This window comes from Paraburkholderia diazotrophica (assembly GCF_900108945.1).
In the GTDB taxonomy this organism is placed as follows: Bacteria; Pseudomonadota; Gammaproteobacteria; order Burkholderiales; family Burkholderiaceae; genus Paraburkholderia; species Paraburkholderia diazotrophica.
Genome location: NZ_FNYE01000003.1, coordinates 168,585 through 189,339 on the forward strand (window position 1 = coordinate 168,585; position 20,755 = coordinate 189,339).

At 63.0% G+C, this 20,755-nt stretch carries 19 protein-coding genes and 1 pseudogene; 5 read left to right on the forward strand and 15 right to left on the reverse strand.

The features are described 5' to 3' along the window. Positions 1-49: 49 nt before the first annotated feature. The 9 genes from BMW76_RS05515 to BMW76_RS05555 form a co-directional block, all read right to left on the reverse strand. Positions 50-1,687: an AMP-binding protein gene (locus BMW76_RS05515; protein WP_090863913.1), complete on the reverse strand. Its 1,638-nt coding sequence runs from the start codon at positions 1,685-1,687 to the stop codon at positions 50-52. Positions 1,688-1,765: 78 nt separating this feature from the next. Continuing rightward, entirely contained in the window at positions 1,766-2,164 is a 399-nt protein-coding gene (locus tag BMW76_RS05520; RefSeq protein WP_090863916.1) for a RidA family protein, read from the reverse strand. After that, complete coding sequence (locus BMW76_RS05525; RefSeq protein ID WP_090863918.1) at positions 2,161-2,604, reverse strand: acyl-CoA thioesterase; 444 nt, start codon at positions 2,602-2,604, stop codon at positions 2,161-2,163. Before BMW76_RS05525 ends, BMW76_RS05520 begins: the two co-directional genes overlap by 4 nt. Further along, positions 2,601-3,800 carry an acyl-CoA dehydrogenase family protein gene (locus BMW76_RS05530; RefSeq protein ID WP_090863920.1) on the reverse strand — a complete coding sequence of 400 codons (1,200 nt, stop codon included), beginning with the start codon at positions 3,798-3,800 and terminating at the stop codon, positions 2,601-2,603. Before BMW76_RS05530 ends, BMW76_RS05525 begins: the two co-directional genes overlap by 4 nt. Before the next feature lie 2 nt (positions 3,801-3,802). Beyond that, positions 3,803-4,654, reverse strand: coding sequence for an enoyl-CoA hydratase family protein (locus BMW76_RS05535; protein ID WP_090863921.1), 852 nt, complete (start codon positions 4,652-4,654; stop codon positions 3,803-3,805). Further along, on the reverse strand, positions 4,655-5,221 hold the full coding sequence (locus BMW76_RS05540) for a MarR family winged helix-turn-helix transcriptional regulator (RefSeq protein ID WP_090863923.1): 567 nt from the start codon (positions 5,219-5,221) through the stop codon (positions 4,655-4,657). It abuts the gene before it with no gap. Then, positions 5,218-5,997, reverse strand: a complete 780-nt coding sequence (locus BMW76_RS05545) for an SDR family NAD(P)-dependent oxidoreductase (protein WP_090863926.1) — start codon at positions 5,995-5,997, stop codon at positions 5,218-5,220. Before BMW76_RS05545 ends, BMW76_RS05540 begins: the two co-directional genes overlap by 4 nt. Further along, positions 5,997-8,369, reverse strand: a complete 2,373-nt coding sequence (locus BMW76_RS05550) for a bifunctional salicylyl-CoA 5-hydroxylase/oxidoreductase (protein WP_090863928.1) — start codon at positions 8,367-8,369, stop codon at positions 5,997-5,999. The genes BMW76_RS05545 and BMW76_RS05550 overlap by 1 nt, the downstream gene beginning before the upstream one ends. Positions 8,370-8,563: 194 nt before the next feature. Next, on the reverse strand, positions 8,564-9,052 hold the full coding sequence (locus BMW76_RS05555; protein WP_090863930.1) for an NUDIX domain-containing protein: 489 nt from the start codon (positions 9,050-9,052) through the stop codon (positions 8,564-8,566). A gap of 233 nt (positions 9,053-9,285) precedes the next feature. On the opposite strand from BMW76_RS05555, the pseudogene BMW76_RS42420 reads away from it, so the two are divergent. Next, positions 9,286-9,456, forward strand: a pseudogene (locus tag BMW76_RS42420) (FCD domain-containing protein); the annotation flags it as partial. A gap of 94 nt (positions 9,457-9,550) precedes the next feature. Here the strand turns inward: BMW76_RS42420 and BMW76_RS05560 are convergent. Continuing rightward, a complete protein-coding gene (locus BMW76_RS05560; protein ID WP_090863932.1) occupies positions 9,551-10,246 on the reverse strand; it encodes an NADPH-dependent F420 reductase in 696 nt (231 codons plus the stop codon). 384 nt (positions 10,247-10,630) lie between these two features. Here BMW76_RS05560 and BMW76_RS05570 point away from each other — a divergent pair, with 384 nt between their 5' ends. Beyond that, positions 10,631-11,065 (forward strand): hypothetical protein, encoded by a 435-nt coding sequence (locus BMW76_RS05570; protein WP_090863936.1) that lies wholly within the window; start codon positions 10,631-10,633, stop codon positions 11,063-11,065. A 135-nt stretch (positions 11,066-11,200) separates the two neighbouring features. Here the strand turns inward: BMW76_RS05570 and BMW76_RS05575 are convergent, their stop codons facing one another. Continuing rightward, positions 11,201-11,911: a dienelactone hydrolase family protein gene (locus BMW76_RS05575; protein ID WP_090864329.1), complete on the reverse strand. Its 711-nt coding sequence runs from the start codon at positions 11,909-11,911 to the stop codon at positions 11,201-11,203. Positions 11,912-12,053: 142 nt separating this feature from the next. After that, entirely contained in the window at positions 12,054-12,491 is a 438-nt protein-coding gene (locus BMW76_RS05580; protein WP_090863938.1) for a carboxymuconolactone decarboxylase family protein, read from the reverse strand. 1,564 nt (positions 12,492-14,055) lie between these two features. Between BMW76_RS05580 and BMW76_RS05590 the strand changes: the two genes are divergently transcribed. Then, a complete protein-coding gene (locus tag BMW76_RS05590; RefSeq protein ID WP_218162526.1) occupies positions 14,056-15,171 on the forward strand; it encodes an NHL repeat-containing protein in 1,116 nt (371 codons plus the stop codon). A gap of 146 nt (positions 15,172-15,317) precedes the next feature. On the opposite strand, the gene BMW76_RS05595 is transcribed toward BMW76_RS05590, so the two are convergent. From BMW76_RS05595 to BMW76_RS05605, 3 genes are all read right to left on the reverse strand, one after another. Then, positions 15,318-16,163, reverse strand: coding sequence for a carbohydrate ABC transporter permease (locus BMW76_RS05595; protein ID WP_090863942.1), 846 nt, complete (start codon positions 16,161-16,163; stop codon positions 15,318-15,320). Then, positions 16,160-17,050, reverse strand: a complete 891-nt coding sequence (locus BMW76_RS05600; RefSeq protein WP_090863944.1) for a carbohydrate ABC transporter permease — start codon at positions 17,048-17,050, stop codon at positions 16,160-16,162. Before BMW76_RS05600 ends, BMW76_RS05595 begins: the two co-directional genes overlap by 4 nt. Positions 17,051-17,249: 199 nt before the next feature. Continuing rightward, complete coding sequence (locus BMW76_RS05605) at positions 17,250-18,482, reverse strand: ABC transporter substrate-binding protein (protein ID WP_090863946.1); 1,233 nt, start codon at positions 18,480-18,482, stop codon at positions 17,250-17,252. Between the two features lie 297 nt (positions 18,483-18,779). Here BMW76_RS05605 and BMW76_RS05610 point away from each other — a divergent pair, with 297 nt between their 5' ends. Both BMW76_RS05610 and BMW76_RS05615 read left to right on the forward strand, forming a co-directional pair. Beyond that, positions 18,780-19,553: an SDR family oxidoreductase gene (locus BMW76_RS05610; RefSeq protein WP_090864333.1), complete on the forward strand. Its 774-nt coding sequence runs from the start codon at positions 18,780-18,782 to the stop codon at positions 19,551-19,553. 106 nt (positions 19,554-19,659) lie between these two features. After that, a complete protein-coding gene (locus BMW76_RS05615; RefSeq protein WP_090863949.1) occupies positions 19,660-20,742 on the forward strand; it encodes an ABC transporter ATP-binding protein in 1,083 nt (360 codons plus the stop codon). Positions 20,743-20,755 lie beyond the last annotated feature (13 nt).

The window sequence follows — 20,755 nt, forward strand, 5'->3', positions numbered from 1 at the left end:
GCGCGCGTCCTCAGTCGTCCCTTCGTCTCAACGTCGAGATGCGGGCGCGCTACATCGCACGCAATGCGAACCGTTTGATCTTGCCGGTTTCCGTGCGAGGCAGCGCGTCGATGAAGGCGACGACGCGCGGGTACTTGTACGGCGCAACGGTATTCTTCACGAATTCCTGCAATTCCGCGATCAGTTTTTCGTCGCCGCTATAGCCCGGATTGAGCACGATGAACGCCTTCACGATCTGCCCGCGTGTTTCATCGGGCACGCCGATCACGCCGCATTCGGCGACGGCCTTGTGTTGCATCAGCACGCTCTCCACTTCGGGGCCGGAGATGTTGTAGCCGGCGGACACGATCATGTCGTCGGCACGGGCCTGATAGAACACGTAACCGTCCTCGTCGATATAGACGGAGTCGCCGGGCAGGTTCCAGCCGTCGCGCACGAACTTGCGCTGGCGGTCGTCGGCGAGATAGCGGCAGCCCGTCGGACCGCGCACCGCGAGCTTGCCGATCGTGCCTGCGGGCACGGGGCGCATGTCGTCGTCGACGGCTTGCACGATGTAGCCAGGCACGGCCTTGCCGATCGCGTGCGGCCGTACGTCGCCGCCGGCCGCCGAGATGAAGATATGGATCAGCTCGGTGCCGCCGATGCCGTCGATCATCTCGATGCCGCTCGCTTCGCGCCATAGCGCGCGCGTCGAATCGGGCAACGCTTCGCCTGCGGAAACGGTCTTCTTCAGCGACGAAACGTCGAAGCGCGGAATCAACGGCGCCATCTGTCGATAGAACGTCGGTGCGGTGAACATCACGGTTGCGCGAAAGCGCTCGACGTTTTGCAGCAGCGTTTCGGGCGTCTGCTTTTCGATCAGCACCGTCGATGCGCCCGCGCGCAACGGAAAGCACAAGAGGCCGCCGAGACCGAACGTGAACGCGAGCGGCGGCGTGCCGCAGAAGACGTCGTCGGCGGTGGGCTTGAGCACGTGACGCGGGAACAGGTCGCACATCGCGAGCACGTCGCGATGAAAGTGCATGCAGCCCTTGGGCGCGCCCGTCGTGCCGCTCGTGAAGGCGATCAGGCAGACATCGTCGGCGGCCGTGTCGCACGCGTCGAATTCAGCGGGCTTCGACGCGGCCAGCGCTTCGAGCGATCCGGGCACGTCGTCATGAAAGACCAGCGTCTGCTCAAGGCCCTCGCAAAAGAACTCGTCGCCTTGCGACGTGCAGCGCGCAAGTTCTTCCGTCAGCCGCGTGTCGCACAGCGCCGCGCTGATCTGCGCCTTGTCGATGATCTGCTTGAGTTCCTTTGCGCGCAGCAACGGCATCGTCGGCACGACGACGAGACCCGCTTTCAATGCAGCGAGAAATGCGGCGGCCATCTGCAATGTGTTCGGGCCGCGCAGCAGCACGCGATTGCCCGGCTGCAAGCGCATTTCATCGACGAGTACATGCGCGTTGCGATTGACCATCGCGAGCAGTTCGCCATAAGTGGTCGTCTGCGGTTTGCCGTCGACATCCGACCAGATGGCAGGCCGGTCGCGATGTCCGCCTTCGACAGCACGATCGAGCAGTTCAGTCGCGCAGTTGAAGCGCGCCGGATACGCGACGTCCGGATTGTCGAGCAAAAAGAGCGGCCATTGATCCTCGGGCGGCAAGTGGTCGCGCGCGAAGGTATCGACGTGAGCTGACGGTTCCATCATGAAACTCCTCTGCCATGCATGCTAATCGTTGCAAGCCGTGCGGCGCGGGTTGGTCTGCGCGGATGCGAAGCGGGCCTAGTCGGTAATCACGGCTGTCGCTTCGATTTCGACCTTGGCTTCATCCTCGATCAGCGCGACGACCTGGACTGCGCTCATCGCAATGTCGTAATCGCCGATCAGCTCGCGAAACGTCTGGCCGATCTCCCTGAGCGACGCGAGATACTCGCGCTTGTCGGTGACGTACCACGTCATTCGCACAAGATGCTCGGGCCGGCCGCCCGCTTCGCGCAACACGGCGAGCACATTGCGCAGCGCTTGCGCGGCCTGCTCGGCGAAGAGATCGCTCGTCATGCGCGCTTCTGCGTCCCAGCCGATCTGTCCGGCGATATACACCTGCGTGCCGCTCGCCGCGACACCATTCGCATAGCCGCGCGGCTTCACCCAGCCCGCAGGCAGTAGCGGTTTCTTTTTCATGAGCGTTGCTCCTCGGATTGAACGGCATGCGGCGCGAACGCTGCGAGCGCTGTCGCGATGTCATCGGGAATGTCGATCGACTGGCCGCTTTCCAGCGACGTCGTGACGAGCACCTGTGCTGCACGAAAGCGCACTTCACCCGCGCAGCGCGCAACGATGGCGAGGCCGATCGAGCGGCGCCCGATACGCGTCACGTCAAGCGACAGCGTGATCGTTTCGCCCATGCGGCTCGGCCGCGAGAACTCGCAATCGAGCTTGACGATCGGCAGGCCGACGCGGCGCGTCTGAATCATGTGCGCGTAGTCGATGGCAAGACGCTCGTTGAACCACTCTTCAACGAGCATGTTCGTCATCACCAGATATTGCGGAAAGTAGACGATGCCCGCAGGGTCGCAATGCGCGAAGCGGATGCGCACGGGCATGTCGAACGACGCGTTCATGACGTGCGCTCCTGTTGCTGGCTCGCCGCATGTGCTTTCAGCAGATCGCGGCCGACGATCAGTTGCTGCACTTCCGTCGCGCCTTCATAGATGCGCAGCGCGCGAATCTCGCGATACAGCCGCTCGACGGTCGCGCCGCTTCGCACGCCCATGCCGCCCCACAGTTGCACGGCGGCGTCGATCACCTGTTGCGCGCCTTCGCTTGCGTGCCACTTCGCCATCGCGGCTTCGCGCGTTACGCTTTCGCCCTGATCGCGCAGCCACGCGGCGCGATAGACGAGCAGCGCGCTGCTGTCGATCGTCAACGCCATCTGCGCGAGCTTCGTTTGCGTGAGTTGAAAGTCGCCGAGCGTCTGACCGAACATCTTGCGCGACGCGGCGCGCGCGAGTCCTTCCTGCATCGCGCGACGCGCAAAGCCCAACGATGCAGCGGCAACCGACGTGCGAAAGATATCGAGCGTGCGCATCGCGATCTTGAAGCCTTCGCCGGGCGCACCAAGCATCTGGCTGCGCGGCACGCGCGCGCCGTCGAAATGAAGACGCGCGAGAGGATGCGGCGCGATCACGTCGATGCGTTCGGCGATCTCCAGGCCCGGCGTGTTCGCGTCGACGATAAACGCGCTGATGCCGCGCGCGCCCGGTGCCTCGCCCGTTCTCGCGAACACCACATAGAAGTCTGCGATGCCGCCGTTCGAGATCCACGTCTTGTCGCCGTCGAGAACGTAGACGTCGCCTTCTGCGCGCGCCTGCAACGACATCGCCGCGACGTCCGATCCCGCTTCGGGCTCTGACAACGCGAACGCGGCAATCGCTTCGCCCCTTGCGACGCGCGGCAGATAGCGCATCTTCTGTTCGTGTGTGCCCGCGAGCGTGATCGCGCCGGAGCCGAGACCTTGCATCGCGAGCGCGAAGTCCGCGAGACCGTCGTGCTTCGCGAGCGTTTCGCGCAGCAGACACACGGCGCGCGTGTCGATCGTATCGCCGTGCCCGCCGTATTGCGTGCCGCCGACACCGTACTTCAGCCAGCCCGCTTCACCCAATGCACGCACGAACTGCTTGCACGACGCGTCGGCATCTTCATGCTGCACGTGTGCGAGATGCTGCGTGGCCCATGTCTCTATCGCTTCTGCCAGCTCACGATGATGCGCTTCGAAAAACGGCCAGGCCAATGCGCTGTGCGGATCGTTGATATTCAAGGTCAGTCTCCTTCGAACACCGGCCGCGACTTCGCCGCGAACGCACGATACGCGCGCTCGAAATCGCGGGTCGTCATGCAGATGGCCTGTGCCTGCGCTTCGGACTCGATCGCCTCGTCGATGCTCATGCTCCATTCCTGATGCAGCATCTTCTTCGTGATGCCGTGCGCGAACGTCGGGCCCGCGACGAGATCGGCGGCGAGCTTCGACGCTTCGTCGAGCAGCGCTTCCGGCGCGCACAGGCGGTTGTAGAAGCCCCACGCGTAGCCTTCGTCACCGCTTGCGGAGCGGCCCGTGTACAGCAGTTCGGCGGCGCGTCCCTGACCGATGATGCGCGGCAGGATCGAACAGGCGCCCATGTCGCAGCCCGCGAGACCCACGCGCGAAAACAGGAACGCGAGCTTGCTGCGCGCTGTGGAAAGCCGCATGTCGGAGGCCATCGCGAGGATCGCGCCCGCGCCCGCGCAGACGCCATCGATAGCCGCGATGATGGGCTGTGGACAATGCCGCATCGCTTTCACGAGATCGCCCGTCATGCGCGTGAAGAGCAGCAACTCCGGCATCGGCAGGTCGATCAGCGGGCCGATGATGTCGTGCACGTCGCCGCCCGAACAGAAGTTCTCGCCCGCGCCGTGAATCACGACGGCTTTTACATCGGTCGCGTAGGCGAGCTGTCGAAAGAGATCGCGCAACTCCGCGTACGATTCGAAGGTCAGCGGGTTCTTGCGCTCGGGACGGTTGAGCGTGACGGTCGCGACGCCCGCTTTGACGGACCAGCCGAAGTGCTTCGCGTCATAGGCGGCGAGCGTCGTGCGATTGCCGGCCAGCAGGGCATCGGCAGCGGATCGGGTCATTTACGTCTCCTGGCTCTTGATCGTGTTCAGCAGATGCTGCTTGAGCTTGCCGAGCTTTTGATGCGTGCGCGATTTCTCGTCCAGATCGAGGCCGCCGAACATTTCGACGACCCATTGCTCGTGCGCGACGGCCATTTTGTCGAACAGCGCGCGGCCTTCTGGCGTGAGGCGCACGCTCGTCGAGCGACGGTCGTTCGGATCGGTGTCGCGCGCGACGAGCCCTTCTTTTTCGAGCTGATCGGTAATGCCCGTGATGTTGCCGCCCGTCACCATCAAACGGCGCGACAGTTCCGTCATCTTCAGCCCTTGCGGATGACGCTCGAGCTGCGCCATCAGATCGAAGCGTGGCAGCGTCGTGTCGAACTCGTTGCGCAGGCGCTTGCGCAACTCCGCTTGCACGAGGTTCGTCGTCGTCAGCATGCGCAGCCACAGACGCAGGCCCATGTGGCTATCGGCGCCCGTGCTCATCTCCATGTCCACGACGTTTTCCGCGGGCTTCGCGACGCCTTTGCGCGTGGGTTTCGCTTCGGCCGCGTCGGTGGCCTTTTTCTTTGCAGCTTGACTCATGTGACTTCTCCGCCTGAAACGGAAATCGATTGAGCTGTGATGGATCCGGACCCCGGCATGCACAGCCACAGCACCGTGTTCGCGACTTCGGCGGGTTCGACGAAGCGGCGCTGCGGGTTGTGGCGCACAAGGATGTCACGCGCTTCCTGTTCGCTGCGCGACGTCTTTGCGGTGATCTGATCGAGCGATGCGCGCAGCAATTCCGTTTCCGTATAGCCGGGGCACACGGCGTTGACCGTGACGCCCTTCGTCGCGACTTCGAGCGCAAGCGAACGCGTGAGTCCGATCACGCCGTGCTTCGCCGCGCAATAAGCGGCGACATACGCGTAGCCGATCTGTCCCGCCGTGCTCGCGACATTGACGATGCGTCCGTAGCCGCGTTCGAGCATCGACGGCAACACGGCGCGCGTGCAGAGAAACACGCCCGTCAGGTTGACGTCGAGCATGCGTTGCCAGAGCGCCATGTCCATGTTCGCGAAGGGCGCGGCCTGGGCCTGGCCCGCGTTGTTGACGAGCACGTCGATCGGACCGGCATTCGATGCGGCTTCGGAAAATGCCTTGTTTACAGCACTCTCATCGCACACGTCGACGCTGATGCATGCGGCGACCTCGCCATGCTGGCTCAACGTTTCGCGTTGCGCGGCGAGACGTTGCGCATCGCGGCCCATCAACGTGACGCGCGCGCCCGCGCGAACGAGCGCATCGGCAGTTGCGGCGCCGATGCCGCTGCCGCCGCCCGTCACGACGGCATGCTTGCCTGCAAGCGTGGTGTTCATCAAACCGCTCCTTCCGCGCGTTGCGCGCGTTCGAGCGGCGACAGACGCGCATTTTCCGCAGCCTGCGCGCGCTCGCGTTCGTAATTGCGTTCGAGCTGCGATTTGGCCGCCGTGTATTGCTTCGGCCAGTTCACGTCGAAGTAGCCGATCTTCGCGGCTTCATTCAAGGTCCACGATGGATTCGCGAGATGCGGTCGCGCGATCGCGCACAAATCCGCGCGGCCCGCGGCGATGATGCTGTTCACGTGATCGGCTTCGGAGATCGCGCCGACTGCGATCGTCGCGATGCCCGCCTCGTTGCGGATGCGATCGGCGAACGGCGTCTGGAACATGCGGCCAAACACGGGCTTTTCTTCCTTGCTGACCTGACCCGACGACACGTCGATCATGTCGGCGCCCGCGGCCTTGAAGGCGCGCGCGATTTCGACGGCATCGTCAGGCGTCGTGCCGCCGTCGACCCAGTCATGCGCCGAGATGCGCACCGACATCGGCTTGTCCTGCGGCCACACCTCGCGCATCGCGGCGAACACCTGCAGCGGATAACGCAGACGGTTCGCGAGCGAGCCGCCGTATTCGTCGGTGCGATGGTTGGTGAGCGGCGAGAGAAAGCTCGACAGAAAGTAGCCGTGCGCGCAGTGCAGTTCGAGCCAGTCGAAGCCCGCCTCAGCAGCCATGTGCGTCGCGCGGACGAATTGCGCTTCGATGTCGCGCAGCTCGTCATGCGTCGCTTCGCGCGACCATTGGCTGACGCCGCGCAGATACTGCTGCGGCGACGCCGACACCAAAGGCCAGTTGCCGTCGGGCAAGGGCTGATCGATGCCTTCCCAACTGACGCGCGTCGAAGCCTTTGCGCCCGCATGGCCGAGTTGCATGCCGATCTTCGCGTCGGTTTGCGCATGCACGAACTGCACGATGCGACGCCACGCGGCGAGATGCTCGGGCGCGTACATGCCGGGACATCCGGGCGTGATGCGCGCCGCCGGCGACACACAGGTCATTTCCGTCATCACGAGCGCTGCGCCGCCCATTGCGCGCGCGCCGAGATGCATCAGGTGATAATCGCCCGCCACGCCGTCGACGGCCGAATACTGCGCCATCGGCGAGACGACGACGCGGTTCTTCAGCGTCACGCCGCGCAGCTTGAACGGCGTGAACATCGGCGGGATGGAATGCCTTTGCCGATCGCGTTCGATGCCCGCGCGCTCCGCGAGCCAGTTTTCGAATGACGAGAGGTAGCCGGCATCGCGTTCGCGCAGGTTCTCGTGCGAGATGCGCTGCGAACGCGTGAGCAGCGAATACGCGAACTGCTCGGGCTCGAAGGACGCGTAACGGTCGACGTGCTCGAACCATTCCGTCGAATTGCGCGCCGCATTCTGGATGCGCAACACGCCGACGCTGCGCACTTGCGTGTAATGCGCGAGCGCTGCGGCGAGATCGTGCGGATGCGCATCGATGCTGTTCGCGAGTTCGATCGCGTCTTCGAGCGCGAGCTTGGTGCCGGAGCCGATCGAGAAGTGCGCGGTATGCGCGGCGTCGCCCATCAGCACGACGGGCACTTGCTTGTTGTCGGCGCGTGTTTTCCAGTGCACCCATTCGCGATTGACGACGCGCGGAAAGCGGATCCATTGCGACGAGCCGCGCAGATGGCTCGCGTTCGACATCAGCGGTTGGCCGTCGAGATACTTCGCGAACAGCCGCTCGCAGAACGCGATGCTGTCTTCCTTGCTCATTTCGTCGAGGCCGGCGGCGCGCCACACGCGCTCGGGCGTTTCGACGATGAACGTCGACGTTTGATCGTCGAAGCGATATGCGTGGGCCTGGAACCAGCCCCATTCGGTCTGTTCGAACGCGAACGTAAAGGCGTCGAAGAGCTTTTTCGTGCCGAGCCACACGAAGCGGCAGTTGCGCATGTCGATGTCGGGCTGATACGTCGATGCGTACTTCTGGCGCATCGCGCTATTCAGGCCGTCGCTCGCGATGATGAGGTCGGCGTCGTAATCGTCGTCGTCGACGACCTGCGTTTCGAAGACCAGCTTCACGCCGAGTTCCTCGCAACGCTCTTGCAGGATGTTCAAAAGACGCTTGCGGCCGATCCCGCAAAAGCCGTGCCCCGACGAGCGCACCTTCGCGCCGCGAAAGTTGATCTCGATGTCGTCCCAGTGATTGAACGCGTCGAGGATCATGTCGGCGCTTTTCGCGTCGGCGGCGCGCAGATTGCCGAGCGTCTGGTCGGAAAACACCACGCCCCAGCCGAACGTGTCGTACGGGCGGTTGCGCTCGACGACGATCACTTCGTGCGCCGGATGGCGCCGCTTCATCAACAGCCCGAAATACAGCCCGGCCGGCCCGCCGCCAATACAGACGATACGCATGCTGGTTCCCCAACTGGAGTGCTCGCCTTTACTTTAGGTTTTGATAGTTTAGATGTCAAGTAAAATGGCGCGGCGGCGGAGGAGCGGTCAGATACCGTTGATCCGTAGGAATGCACGACACGATATGCGACCGCTGCGGGCGGCGGCCGCGTTTTACCAGAACCCGTCAAGATGTCCCAAGGAAAAGGGCTCAGCTAGCGGGAGAGATCACCGCGGAGATACGCAGCAACCGCCCCTGTCAGCGCGATGCCCTGCAATTCCTCCGGCGATGCCAGATGCGCCTTGATAATCTCACGATTATCAAGGCGCAACTCGGGTATGCGATCGAGGTGCAGTTCAAAGAAATGCACCCGGTCTCTTCGACCGTCCCAAGTGCCGCAGACGCTGCCTGCGGGGAGTAGTGGGGACGATGAGAAACCAATCTCCTCCTCCATTTCGCGCTGCGCCGCTGCATCAGGCGTCTCACCGGCCCTGATACTGCCGCCGGGAAAACTCCACTCGGCCCGGTACGATGACTTCACCAGCAACAGCGCCTGCCCGACGTAGATCGCTACTAGCGCGCCCTCATGGCGAGGCCGTCGCAGGTGCCACCACGCGCGAGCGAGCGGAAATCCGAAGCGAAGTACCATGCGCCAGACAGAGTCGACAAGCATGGCCGCGCGGCCTCGCTCAAGTCCAGGCATGAGGTCTCTCCTTTCGTTTGATGGTCGGGGGATCTTGCGGTTCGCCGCGGTTGAGCGGCTTGGATCAATCAGTCGTCTGTTACGCGACTGCTAGCGAACCGTAGTTTATCCGGAGGCTGCTCCCGCTCGGGATAGCGATTGTCATCAAATCAAGGGCATAGGTCGAACGCCCTTCGTGGTCCGATGAACGACCCCAAAACGATGGCGGTTGTGAGAGGCGGCTACGCGATGCGACGCTCAACAATGCGAACGCGTTCAGGCAATCGGCGATGCGGCTCGACCAGCACGAATCCATTCTCTTCGCAGTGCGGGACCGCGATCCCGATGCCGAGCAACGAGCGATGTACGCGCATATCGCGTTCGTCGGGAAACAGTTCGAGCCCGGCTTCGGCTATACGCAATAGCCGTCGCTACATGGCGCGAGTCATGTAGCAGGCGGCCGTTCTGCATGTTCGCGAAGAGACGCGATCGCGTGATAGTCGTGCAACGTCCGTTCGATCACGCGGGATGATCGAAGGTGCCTGGACTGGCGGGCGTCCCTTTCCATTCCGCAGTGCGTTCCTTCGATGCGCGCGCCAGCGCATCGTTTACGCCTTGCGCGTCGAGGTCGGCCGTATAGACAGGAGAGCCCGGCTGCTGACGCCATGAATCGGCGATCGTGCCTGTGTCCACGGCATCGAAGCCGATGTCGTCGACGAGTCCGAAGACGATCTGCTTCGCCTTCGGATCGTCGCCCGAGACGGGCAACGCGATGCGTCCGGCCGCGCCCGACGGCTTGCCCATCCCTTCGAGATGCGCGGCGTAGATGTTGTTGAACACCTTGACGACGGGATGCCCGATCTGCTCTTCGACCCAACGGCTCTCGGTCGTGCCCGCCTCGATGCCGTCGATCCTGCCGTCGCGCTGACGCGGATAGTAGTTGCACGTATCGATCACGACGGCCGACGGCTTCGCGTTGTCGAAGAGTCCCTTCGGCAGCTGCGGGACTTTGGCGAGCGGGATCGTCACGACGATCACGTCGGCGTCCGCGATCATGTCCGGCACGTTGCTCGCCGTTGCGCCCGTTTGCTGCGCGACGGCTTGCAGCGAAGCGCCGCCGCGCGAATTGGCGATGCGTACCGCGTGCCCTTTTTCGACGAGGCGGCGCGCGAGCACCGTGCCGATGTTGCCTGCACCGATGATGCTGATATTCATCGAACCCTCCTGATCAAGTGGGTGTAGCGGCGCGTGACCGGATACATGTGTCGAGTGGTCCGGTGCAGCGCGCGTTTCGTCATGCCGTGTCGAGCATCCTCCATGCCGATCGGGCGTCGATCGATCGTCGCTCGCTTCGAGCGCTAGCGGAGTCCATCAAATAGTGCAAGCCCACGTCGCTGTCACGCAACGCTGCGCCAGCGAAAAGTGTCGTGCCGAACGCGAAATAATCCGCCCGAAGCCGCTCCAGCCTTGCTTCCGGCGGCATGCGAACATTCGAAGCGAACTTTGTTACACCTCTTACGGGGAAGGGCGGCCGCCGTTACTAGAGCCTTTCAGATGTCCGGTTATACTCGCGCCGTCTCAAAAACAACAGACCCTTCTATGTCGAACCGAATCATTCAGATGGTCGCGATTGCAGCGCTTACGGCTGCAACGTCGGTGCCGGCGCTGGCCGGCGATATGAACAATGCGCTTGGCGGCGCGCTTGGCGGTGTGGCCGGCGCGGCGTTGGGCGGCGCAGTCGGCGGCAGCACGGGTGCCGTGATCGGTGGCGCGGTCGGCGGCGGCGCTGGCGGAGCCGTCACGTCGAATCGCCGCGAGCGCACGGGCGCTATCGTCGGCGGCGCGCTGGGCGGCGGCGCCGGCACGGCGGCAGGCAATGCGATGGGCGGACGCGGAGGCGGTCTCATCGGCGCAGCCTTGGGCGGCGGCGCGGGCGCGGCGCTCGGCGGCAACGTCTCGCGTTCCAACTCGTATGCGGACGATCATGGCTACCACGGCAAGCGCCATCACAAGCATCGTCACTACGACGACTGATCGGTGAACACAGCGTGGTTCGGCGCAGCGCCAAAGTCGTTCTGTAACGGGCGACGCGCTGCGTCAAACCACGCCGGGCGCTGAGTTCCGCGAAGGCACCAGCGCCCCGATGTCAGTCGCGCGAATCGCTCGCGCTTACTTCGCCCACAGGGTGCGGCCGAAGAAGGTCAGCGTTCTGTCCCAAGCCAGTTGCGACCACGCAGGGTCGTACTGCGTGATGGCGATGCGTCCGCTGCCGACAGCCGTCTCGTTGGCGAACGCGTGCTGCGCGAGATAACGATGGAACTGCACGTCGACCTTTGCTTCGCGCAGCTTCGATTCGAGCGTATCCACGTTTGCGATCGGAAAGGCCGCGTCTTGCGTCGCCCAATGACCGAGCACGGGCGCCTTGATCTTCGAAGCGTCGATGTAATCCAGCGGCGGGTAGCCGTAGAAGACGACGCCCGCGGACACATCCGGGCTCTGGCACAGCGAAAGCAGCGTCAGCGCGCCGCCCATGCAGTAACCCATCACGCCGACGCGGCCCGCGCGCTGCTTCAGGTATTGGATCGCGCCGACAACGTCCTGCGATGCCGCATCGCCGAAGTCGAGCCCATCCATCAGATGATGCGCCTCTTCCTCTTCGACCGTCGATTTGCCGCGATACAGATCGGGCACCAGCGCGAGGTAGCCTGATTGCGCGAGGCGATTCGCGACGCCGCGAATCTGATCGTTCAAGCCCCACCATTCCTGGATGACGACCACGGCGGGCGCGCCATCGGAATTGTCGGGCGTGGCGAGATAGCCTTGCAGTTCCTGGCCATCGGGCCGGCGAAAAGTAATCATGGTTCCCGTTGTCCTTGTCATGAGCGTCTTCCTGTTGATGGTTGATTGTTGATTGGACGCCATAGCATAGCGCCGTTGATCCGGCGACGCAGACTGCGGACACACGAAAAAAGCGGGCATCGCCCGCTTCCTCTTCGACCTCGATGCGCGGTTTGGAGCGCGCTTACGACGGCAACTTCCGGAACGAAATCGCAAAGCGGTTCCATGCGTTGATCGACGAAATCAGCAGCGTCAAGTCGACCAGTTCAGCCTCGCTGAAGTGCGGCTTCACTGCTTCCCACACCGCGTCCGGTACATGGTTTTCGGACACCAGCGTGAGGGCTTCCGTCCATTCGAGCGCCGCGCGCTCGCGGGCCGTGAAGAACGGCGTTTCGCGCCACACGACGACCGTCGCGAGACGACGGTCGGTTTCGCCGCCCTTGCGCGCGTCGGTGGTGTGCATGTCGACGCAGAACGCGCAGCCGTTGATCTGCGAAGCGCGCAGACGCACCAGATCGGCCAGCGATTTTTCGAGGTCGCTCTTGCCGATGCGTTCTTCCAGGGCGAGCATCGCCTTGATTGCGTGCGGGTTCGCTTTGTAGAAGTCGAGACGTTGTTCCATGATGGTTTCCTCAGTGATCGAGCGCGTTTGCTTGCGCGACAACCTCAAGATTAGGCGCTGAACTGGCTCTGCGAAATGGCCAATTCAGATGAATTTGAGGTAACCACTTTGCAGACGGGGGCAGCCGCTTCCGGACGATGCCCACATGATTCGCTACGACCTGTGGAGACGGTTCAAGCGCGCGAACTCGGCCGGCCTCGTGAACGACCGATACAGCTCGCCGACAGTGCCGATTGCGAAAGCGGGCTTCAACGTTGCGCCGGGCAGGGCGCTCAGAATCCACTCATACGCATTCATGTCCCGCTGTTGCGCATGCATTGCATCAGTCAGAGCGAGGAGCGCCTTGTCGGCCGAGTGTTCGCCCAAGTCGATAAACAGGCTTTCGAATGGGTCTTTAGGATTCGAAACGGCACGCAATGCAAGATGGCGCTCGGTCAAATCGATCTCCCGTCTTTGTGTCTATGAGCCTGTGAGCCGTGACGCAGACCGATATGGCATCGCCTCATCGCCTTGCCCGTCGCGTCACGCCTCATGTTAGCGAGTCGTATGTGTCAACGTGGTGAACATTGTTCGGCGGATTGTCGTCCGTGAGTTTTGCATGCCCATGACATCAATCCGCTGCACTTAGCCGCTTTGACAACAGCCGCAGCGATTGTTTCGAATACGGGCGCGCGTTGCACGATCATAACTGACTGAGGGTTTCAGGAATGCATCAGGCGGGCGCTGATCCAAACTTACGCTCCGGCGTGCGCTCGCAGCGTCGTCGCGCCCGTGTGCCGGTATTCGCTGTTCAGGAATGCAACGTTCGGCGGAAGCGTACTCACGCTCAACGCCCACAAGGGTTTCAGCGTCCAGATGGCCAGTGCCGGCGAAACGTTGGCGAATAGTGAAGGTACTTCGGAGGCACCGCGTATCACGATTGAAATGGTTCTTGCCGCATTCTTTCTGCGTGAAAGCTCACTGACTTTCGCTGCCGTTTCGATGCCCTGTCGATCAAGGGTTTGCCTGTTCTGGCACGACAAGCGCTATCCCGAGCGCACGGCTTTGACGGACTCGAACGACTGGCTCTCACTGGCCAAGGCCGTTGTCGATATTCACTACACGCGTAACTCCTATCCGGCGCCAGCCGGATGCCAGGCGGACAACGATCACCAAAAGAAAGACCGTCCTGTTTTGCCGGCTTCGATTTCCCGGCGTGCATGTCAATCGATCCGTCCAGGTGCGCGGAGGGCCCGCTTTGCCTGTCGGCGATTCTTCGAAAGGAGCTGCCATGAACAACAGCCTTCGCTCCAGATGCTCGTGTGTCGTCCTTCGAGTGTCGTCGCCACTTCGACCCTTCGGCCGCGAAGTCCCAATCAAGACCAGCTGAGCGAAGGCCGCGTGCAACGCGCGGCTTGAGCAAAGCCGGCTTATCGACAGGCGGTAGATGCGCACGACGTCGTAATGCGCACGGGCCGCGTGAGTCGTGCGCATAAGTCACGTGCATGAGTCATGAACACGCGGCTCATCCGTGCAAGGACACACAGGGCAACACCAACGATGCATAACCCCATGGAGGCAGGCGATGAACACAGGTACTCCGTTATTTTCGCGCTACGGTCAGCGCACAAGACGCAGCTCGGCCATCACCAAAGCACGACGTTCGCTGTTTGTCGGCGCTGCTCTCGTGATCGGCACCCTGCTGGGCGGTCAGATTGCCAGAGCCGATGACATCTACGTCGGCGATACCGGCGACAACACGGTCAAACGCTTCGATGCAGCGACGGGCGTGTCACGAGGAACATTCGTGCAGCCGGGGACGGCAGGCCTGAATGGCCCGATGGGCATGATCTTCACCGATGGGCAACTGATCGTGGTCAATCAGGACTTCGGCTCAGTGGCTGGCGACGTTTTGCGCTTCGACAGCAACACGGGCATGTTCCTCGGCAAGCTCGTTTCTTCGACCGACCGGGGTGCTGGCTTTGCTCCACAGGGAGTCGTTCGCGGCGATCCGGGCGACCGCTTTTACGTCGCTGACCTCGGTCTTCGGGGCGACGACTGCGCCAACGAAGGCAACGTGAACGAATACAACGATGCAGGCGCGTTCCTCGGCAATCTCGACCGGCGCGGCTTCAAGCCCGCTTTCTATCCGCGCGGCGTGGTCTTCGGTCCCGATGGCCTGTTGTATGTCGCCGCGAGAGGCTGTCCTCTCTCGACAGACCCTGCCGACGCGCTCATCGCCTATGTGCTGCGCTTCGATCCGCACTCGAGGAAGTTCATCGACGTGTTCGCGTCCAGCAACACCGTGCCCGATTTTCACCGTCCCGAGGGACTCGTATTCGACGACCACGGCGATCTCTGGATCACGAGCTTCCGGGACAACAGCAACGCGAACGATGTGGACAGGATTCTGAAGCTGGACGGACGAACGGGCCAGCTTCGCGATTCGCTGCCGCTGTGGGAGACAGGCGCGCCGAGAGCGTTTGCCCAGGCCATTCTCTTTGGGCCGGATGGAAAGCTGTTCATTCCCATCGCAGGCAATGCGGCCGAGACGACGGGGCAGCTTCGTCGCTGCGACACGGAGACGAAGCACTGTGACGTCATCGTCGCGGCAAATAGCGCGGGCGGGCCGCTCGTTTCTCCGTGGTTCCTGATCTTCAAGCGCAGCGACCCGGCGACACTGACGTACAGAGGACGCTAGCGCAACGCGCGCACCCCCACGAACCGGACGAAGCGCCGCTGGCTGACGCAGCACAACGGCGGCAGCTTCGTCCTCACAACGACGATGCGGACCATAACCGCAGCCCGACCCGCGACGACCCTCGCGCAACGAATCGACAACGCGCGCTACTTCACCGCGCCGAGCGCGAGCCCCTTCATGAGATAACGCTGCAGCCAGGCGAACACGACGGACACGGGCAATGTCGCGCACAGCGTCGCGGCCATCACCAGATGCCATTCGACGACGTACTTGCCCGCCACCATATCGGTGACTTGCACGGTGAGCGTCTTGTTCTCCGGCGAGCGGATCAGCGTATAGACGACGGCAAACTCGTTCCACGCATTGATAAACGTGAAGATCGCCGTCACGACGATCGCGGGCACGGCAAGCGGCAAGAACACCTTGAACACGGCGCGCGAGCGGCTGCATCCTTCGAGCCACGCCGACTCTTCGAGATCGCGCGGCACGGTCTGGAAATACGACGACAGCATCCACACGGCGAACGCGATATTGAACGCCGCATACGAGACGATCACGCCGATCTTCGAGTCGACGAGATTGCCGTCGCCATACGGAATCATCGCGGCGAGACGGAACAGGCCGACCACCAGCAGAATCGGCGAGAGCATCTGCGTGACGAGCAGAAACTGTCGATAGAGCCCGCGCCCGCGAAACGGAAAGCGCGCGAGCGCATAGGCGGCAGGCAGGCTGACGGCCAGCGCGAGCGCCGTCGACAGCAGGCTGATCACGCAGCTGTTGCGCAATGCGACGCCGAAGTTCGCGGCCGTCCACATATCGACGAAGTTCTGCCATTGCCAATGCACCGGGAACCAGCGCGCCGGATAGATGAACACTTCCTGCGCGGGCTTCAACGCGGTGAACAGCATCACGGCGAACGGAAACAGCACGATCACGATGAGCGGCGACAGCGCGAGCCAGCACCACACAGTGCGCTTCATCTTCGCGTTCATGCGGGCTCTCCTTCCTTCGACGGCTGAATGCGCAGGTACAGCACCGAGAACACGAACAGCATCACGAGCATGATCAGCGACACGGCGGCCGCCTGTCCGGGCCGCCCGAGCCGGAAGCCGAGTTCATACAGATACGTGACGAGAATATGCGTGCCGTTGTCGGGGCCGCCTTGCGTCATCACCCAGATGATCGGAAACGAGTTGAACACGTAGATCACGTTGAGCAGGATCGCCATGTTCACGAACGGCCGCAGCAACGGCAGCGTCAACTGGCGGAACTGCTGCCACGCGCTTGCGCCGTCGATGCGCGCGGCTTCGTAGATATCGCCGGGCACGGACGAAAGACCGCCGAGCAGGATCGTCACCGTGAACGGAATCGATACGAGAATGCCGACGGCGATCTCGACCGGGAACGCGAGCTCGGGCGTCGCGAGCCAGTGAATCGGCCCGCCGATCATCCCGAGGCGCTGCAACGTGACGTTGACCATCCCGTAGTCGTCGTTGAAGGCCCAGCGCCAGACGACGGCCGTCATCGTCAGTGAGACGGACCACGGCAGCATCACGATCGTGCGCGCGATGCCGCGGCCATGAAAGTCCTGATTCAGCACGAGCGCGACGGGCACGGAAATGATGACCGTGCCGCCGACCACGCAAGCCGTCCACACGATCGTCCGGCGCAGCGAATCGAGAAACACGGGATCGGCGAAGACGGTATAGAAGTTCTTCAGGCCGGTGAAATCGCGAATCGCACCGAAGCGCGACACATCGTGCAGCGACTGGTACACGATGTTGAAGATCGGATAGCTGATGATGAACAGCGCGAGGATCAGGCTCGGCGCGATCAGCCACCATGGCGCGGCGGCACGCGGCGCAATGGAACGGCTCATGCGCGCTCGATCGACAGTTGCTTGGGCGTTGGAACTCATGAAGCCCTCGGGACGGAATGGGCCGGATGCAATACGGCGCACGCTTCGCATGAACAAGGCGCAGCGCGCGCTCATCGAACTTGAAGCCGCATCGACATCGAGCCGATGCGGCTTCCGTACTACGCTAATAGCCAATCTTCAACGACGGCTCAAGCGCGCGTTAGTGGCCGAGCGCCTGGTTCGCCTGGTTGGCCGCCTGTTTCAGCGCATCGTCGGGCTTCGCCTTGCCGAGATACACGGCCTGCATCGCGTTCGTCACGGCCTTCGCGGTGTCTTCCCAGCCCGTCACCGTCGGCGCGAAGCGCGCTTGCGGCAACAGTGCGATGAACGCCTTCGTGTCGGCATCGTTGAACGCGGGGTCGGCGGCTTCCGCCTTCGTCGTCGGCAGGAAGCCTTCCGTGCTCGTGAACTCGACGCGCGGTTCCTTCGTGAACAGATAGTCGAGGAACTTCCACGCGTCCTTCTTCACCTTCGAGTTCTTGAACATCACGATCGAATCGGTGACGGCATACGTTGCGCCGTTCGTGCCGACGGGAACTGGGTCGATGCCGTACTTCAGATTCGGCGCTTCTTTCTTGATCTGCTTCGCGAGGAACGGCGCGGAGATCACCATCGCGACGCGGCCCTGCTTGAACAGATTCTGCACGTCCTCCCGGCTGTAGCCCGTCACGCCCGGCTGAGTCAGCCCCTGGTCGATCATCGACTTGTACAGCGTCGCCGCCTTGATGCCCGCGGGCGAATCGAAGCCGGCCTTGCCTTGCTTGTTCAGCACGTCGCCGCCGTTGGTCCACAGCGCATAGTAGTAGTACACGTCGGTTTCGATTTCCTTGCCCTGCAGGCCGAAACCGGCGACGCCCTTCGCCTTCAGCTTCTTCGATGCGTCGATCACGTCGTTCCACGTCTTCGGGCCATTCGGATAGCCGACGCTCGCGAGCAGATCCTTGTTGTAGTAAAGCGCGCGCGCCGAAGCGGCGATCGGCAGGCCGTATGTCTTGCCGTTGATCTGGCCGGGCGCGAGGAACGGGCTGATGAAACGGCCTTTGAAGTTCGCGTCCATGTAACCGTCGAGCGGCTCGGCCACGTCGTCCTTCACGAAGTCGAGCAGCCAGCGCGTGCCGACGATCGCGAGATCGGCGTTGGCGTTGCCCGAGATATCCGTTTGCAGCTTCTGTTGCAGCGTGTCCCAGTTCACGTCCTCGATCTTGATCGTGGTGCCGGGGTTGGCCTTCTCGAACTGGCGGGCCATTTTCTCGAAGTACGGGGCCGTCGCGTCGCTGTAGTGCGCGACCGTCACACGCACCGTCTCGGCGTGCGCCGATAGGGCAAGACCTGCAAACGCGAGCGCTGCGGCGACTTTGCCGAGCGTAAGGGAAGCACGTGCATGCAACGACATTTCGTCTCTCCTGGGATGGTCCGCCGCCGTAGCCGGCTGCTTGGGTTGATTGTTTGAAAAAATCCTACACACGAAAAAAAATGTTGTCACGTAGGGCTGACGATATTTTTTGTCGTCGGGTTTTTTGCATAAGATGCCGTAAAAGATGGGCTTTTTGTGCGGTGCGGGTTTGACGATGTATGTAGCGAACACATCATTCCCGAGCCCCGAAAATGCGCACTATGTAGGAAATTTACACGGCGATTGACGGTCTCGCGCTTGGAGCGCGGGCCGTTCGCGAACGCGGAGAGGACGGACATGAAGCGTGTCGTGCTGGTCACAGGAGCGTGCGGGGGAATCGGCAGCGTGTTGTGCCGGCGTTTCGTTGAAGACGGCGCGACGGTGCTCGCGCTGGACATCGACACAGCCGCGCTGAACGAACTTGCTTCCAGTCTGGGCGCCGGCAACGTGACGCCCGTCGCCGTCGATCTCGGCGATTCCGATGCGGTGCGCGAGCGCGTGGCACAAGCGGTGGCCGTGCGCGGTCCCGTCGACGTGCTCGTCGCGAACGCGGGCGCAGCGGACGGGCTGACGCTCGCAAAGACGGACGCCGCAAGCTGGCAGCGCGACGTCCATCTGAACCTGAACGGCACGTATCACACGGTCGAAGCGGTGCGCGCGTCGATGATCGAACGGCAGCGCGGGTCGATCGTGCTGATCGGCTCGGTGAACGGCATGGCGGCGCTCGGCCATCCCGCGTACAGCGCGGCAAAGGCGGGGCTCATCAGCTATACGAAGTCGCTCGCGATCGAACTCGGGCGTTATGGCATCCGCGCGAACATCGTGTGTCCGGGCACCGTGAAGACGAAGGCGTGGCAGGCGCGCGTCGACAAGAACCCGCAGGTCTTCGAGAACTTGAAGAAGTGGTATCCGCTGCGCGACTTCGCGACGCCCGACGACATCGCCGATGCCGTGCTTTTTCTCGCGTCGCCGATGGCGCGCGTGATCACGGGCGTCGCGCTGCCCGTCGATGGCGGCCTGATGGCGGGCAATCGTCTGATGGCCGAGGAGCTGACGCTCGAATCGCTATAGCGCGATTAACGCCCTTAATGCCTTTAACGACTTCGAACAGGCAACGTGACCGCACAACCGCAACGCGGCGACATGCAACGCCGCGCACGACGACGATGAGGACAGCATGGCAGCAGTGCAACTGAGCGGCATCTACAAGCGTTACGGCGACACGCAGGTCGTGCACGGCATCGACCTGCACATCGACGACGGCGAGTTCGTCGTGCTGGTCGGCCCGTCGGGTTGCGGCAAGAGCACGTTGATGCGAATGGTCGCGGGCCTCGAAGAAATCAGCGGCGGCGAACTGACGATCGGCGGCACGCGCGCGAATGGTTTGCCGCCGCAGCAGCGCAATATCTCGATGGTGTTCCAGAGCTACGCGCTGTATCCGCACCTGTCCGTGTACGACAACATCGCGTTCGGTCCGCGCATCCGCAAGGAAGCGTCGACGAGCTTCAGGCCGCGCATCGAGGCGGCCGCGAAGATGCTGAACCTCAGCGGCTATCTGGACCGCTTGCCGCGCGCGCTGTCGGGCGGCCAGCGTCAGCGCGTCGCGATGGGGCGCGCGGTGGTGCGCGAGCCGTCGCTGTTCCTGTTCGACGAGCCGCTGTCGAACCTCGACGCGAAGCTCCGTGTGCAGATGCGCACCGAGATCAAGGCGCTGCATCAGCGGTTGAAGAACACGGTGATCTACGTCACGCACGATCAGATCGAAGCGATGACGATGGCCGATCGCATCGTCGTGATGAACGCGGGACGCATCGAGCAGATCGGGCGCCCGCTGGAACTGTACGATCGGCCGGCGAACCTGTTCGTCGCGAGCTTTCTCGGCTCGCCTTCGATGAACTTCGCGGCGGGCGAAGTGGTGAGCACGGCGAACGGAGTCGCGTTGCAGCTCGGCGACGGCGCGCAGATTCCGCTGCAGGGCGCGAACGGCGTGAACGGCACGATCGCGAAGCCCGGCGCGAAGGTCACGCTCGGCGTGCGGCCCGAGCATATCGAAGCATCGAACGAGGGCATTCCGATGGACGTCGAAGTGATCGAGCCGACGGGCGCGGAAACGCATCTGTACGGCAAGATCGGCGGCGCGTCGTGGTGCGTGACGATGCGCCAGCGCGCGTCGATCGAGCCGGGCCAGCGCGTGACGGTGCGCTTTCCCGGGCAGCACATGCATCTGTTCGACACGGAGAGCGGACGCAGACTCGGCTGACGGCACGGTACGG